The following is a 2,101-nucleotide window of genomic DNA, read 5'->3' on the forward strand; positions in this document are numbered from 1 at the left end:
TGTCGTCGGGCACCGACTCCCAGTCGTGCTTTTGGTCGGTGTTGGGCTTGACGTAGGTGACGATGTTGTCCATGTCAAGGCCGGCGATGGAGGGGCCCCAGTCCGACGTGGGCATGCTCTGGTAGATCTCCAGCGACTTCAGGCGGTGCTGGAGCATCCACTCCGGCTCGTCCTTCTTCTCCGAGATCTCGCGGACGATCTCGGGCGTCAGGCCCGCCTCGAGCTTCTCGGTGCTGTCGCCGTATGAAAAGTCGTAGAGGCTGCGGTCGATGTCCGCTACCTCGGTGCGTTGCTTAGCCATGGCTGCCCCTATTCGGCGGCTGCGGCCGCGGCCTGCTCGAACTGCTCGAAGCCGTTCTCGTCGATGTCGGCGATCATGGACGCGTCGCCCTCGGCCGTCATGCGGCCCTTGACCAGGACGTGGACGCGGTTGACGTCCACATGCTCCAGGATGCGGGTGTTGTGCGTGATGATGACGAGCGTGCCGTTGCAGCGCTTGCGATAGACCTCCATGCCGCGCGAGACGACGGACAGCGCGTCCACGTCCAGGCCGGAGTCGGTCTCGTCAAGGAAGGCCAGCTTCGGCTCGAGCAGCAGCAGCTGCAGCATCTCGAGCTTCTTCTTCTCGCCGCCGGAGAAGCCCACGCCCAGTTCGCGGTCCAGGTAGGCCGGGTCCATGTTCAGCTCCTCGGCCAGCTCCTTGACGTGCTTGCGGAACTGCTTGCCCTTCATGTCGCCCACCCCCGGGCGGCCTGCGGAAATGGCGCGCAGGAAGCTGCTGACCGGCACGCCGGGGATCTCAACCGGCGCCTGGAAGCTCAGGAAAAGGCCCGCGTGCGAGCGTTTATCGGTGGACAGATCTGTGATATCCTGTCCGTTGAACGTGATTTTGCCGCCGGTCACCGTGTACTCGGGATCGCCCATAACCACGTGGCCCAGCGTCGATTTGCCGGCGCCGTTCGGGCCCATCAGCACATGGGTCTCTCCAGCGCCCACGGTAAGGTCGACGTCGTGAAGAATGACCTTCTCATCCACGGCGGCCGAAAGGCCTGCCACGTTGAGGAGGATGTTCTCGTCTGCCATCTTCTTCTTCCCCTTCTCATTTCCTATAAATAAGGCTATGCTTATTCATATACGTTTGATAGGATTAAGATAACGTGACATGCGGATTTGTCAAGCGAAATGCTTGCCGCAAGGAATCAATCCGCGGAATGAGCGCGAACGCGCATGCTTTACGTCTAGTGTAACCTATATGTTCAGAGGGCGACACCGGGCGGCATGCACGGCCGGCAGATGACCGGGGGTCGTCAGGGTAGCGCGGCGGGAAGGCGCGTGCGGCGTGCGGCGTGACGAGCGCGCGGGTTTGCCGGGTGCGTTCGTCCGGTCGGCGCGCCGGCTTGCGCGGTGCGGCGTTGGGCTGCGCATGCTGCGGCGAGCGCGCGGGTTTGCCGGGAGGGCGGGCTCGTTGGGCGTGCCGGGCGATGTCGCGGGCTCCGCACAGACCCGCGTGCACGACTGGCGCGCCGGCCTGCGCGGTGCGGCGCTGGGCGGTCTGCTGGCGACGCGCGAGGTTGCGCGTCGCGGAGCTTAGGCTGGCTCGCCGACCGCTTTGCGCCGGGTGCGGGCTCGCCGGGAGGGCGTGCCCGTTGGGCGAGCCGGACGATGCCGCGGGCTCCGCATGGGTTCGCCATGTGCGTCTGGCGTGCCGGTCGTGCGTTTCGCGGCGAGCGTTTCGGTGGTTTGGCGAAGGTAGTTGGAATCGATAAGGGGGAATCGTGCTTATCTCATCGAAGGGACGATATGCATTGCGCTTGGCGGTGTGCATCGCGCAGGCGGGGCCCGAGGCGAAGGTGTCGCTTCGCGAAGTGGCCGAACGCGAGGAGCTGTCCCTGAAGTATCTGGAGCAGATCGCCCGCCCCATGGTGTCGGCGGGCCTGTTGGCAAGCGTGCGCGGCAAGGGCGGCGGGTACCGCTTGGCGCGTGACCCGCAAGATATCCTGGCGGGCGACGTGCTGCGCGCGGTCGAGGGTACCACGGTGCCGGTGACCTGCGCGGCGCTCGACGGCCCCGAGCCGTGCCATCGCGCCGGCGTGTGCACCAC

At 65.7% G+C, this 2,101-nt stretch carries 2 protein-coding genes and 1 pseudogene; 1 reads left to right on the plus strand and 2 read right to left on the minus strand.

The window, feature by feature from the left end; all coding sequences use genetic code 11:
- Nucleotides 1-301 (minus strand): annotated as a pseudogene (locus Q0H50_RS09385) (Fe-S cluster assembly protein SufB); the annotation flags it as partial.
- An 8-nt stretch (nt 302-309) separates the two neighbouring features.
- Nucleotides 310-1,083 carry a Fe-S cluster assembly ATPase SufC gene (gene sufC, locus Q0H50_RS09390; RefSeq protein ID WP_042436489.1) on the minus strand — a complete coding sequence of 258 codons (774 nt, stop codon included), beginning with the start codon at nt 1,081-1,083 and terminating at the stop codon, nt 310-312.
- Between the two features lie 692 nt (nt 1,084-1,775).
- Between sufC and Q0H50_RS09395 the strand changes: the two genes are divergently transcribed.
- The coding region (locus tag Q0H50_RS09395) for an Rrf2 family transcriptional regulator (RefSeq protein ID WP_294421693.1) at nt 1,776-2,101 on the plus strand (326 nt) is incomplete at its 3' end.

This window comes from uncultured Senegalimassilia sp., assembly GCF_934632265.1.
GTDB lineage: Bacteria > Actinomycetota > Coriobacteriia > Coriobacteriales > Eggerthellaceae > Senegalimassilia.

Bases quoted from the DNA above. Each gene is read 5' to 3' on its own strand.
- sufC (WP_042436489.1), bottom strand. From the start codon at position 1,083: ATGGCAGACGAGAACATCCTCCTCAACGTGGCAGGCCTTTCGGCCGCC.